This is a genomic window from Aeromicrobium phragmitis (genome assembly GCF_003674095.1).
GTDB classification, from domain to species: Bacteria; Actinomycetota; Actinomycetes; order Propionibacteriales; family Nocardioidaceae; genus Aeromicrobium; species Aeromicrobium phragmitis.
In genome coordinates, this window is the sequence record NZ_RDBF01000087.1 from 1 (window position 1) to 453 (window position 453).

Genomic DNA, 453 nt, shown 5'->3' on the forward strand with positions numbered 1-453 from the left:
GGCTGGTCGACGCCTATCGGACGGCGAAGCTCGACGCGGGCGTCATGGACTTCTCCGACCAGATGTCGTGGGGTGCCCAGCTCGCCCAGTTGCCGGAGGTCGGCGCGGCGTTGCGCGAGCGCTTCGAGGTGGTCCTCCTCGACGAATACCAGGACACCTCGGTCGCGCAGCGCGATCTGCTGCGAGCGCTCTTCGCCGGCCGGGGGATCAGCGCCGTGGGCGACCCGGCCCAGGGCATCTACGGCTGGCGCGGTGCGGCGTCGGGCAATCTGGCCGCGTTCCTCGACGACTTCCCGGCAGCCGACGGCTCGCGGGGCGATCTGCACTCGCTCGCGGTGAGCCGCCGCTGTGCTCCGGAGATCATCGACCTCGCCGGAGTCATCGCGGCCGATTACTACGCCGATCCGGCGGTCGCCAAGGTCGTCACTCCCTTGCAGGCAGCGCCGGAGAACC

1 protein-coding gene is annotated in these 453 nt (G+C 70.9%); it reads left to right on the plus strand.

The features are described 5' to 3' along the window. The coding region (locus D9V41_RS16385) for a UvrD-helicase domain-containing protein (protein ID WP_166376093.1) at positions 1–453 on the plus strand (453 nt) is incomplete at both ends.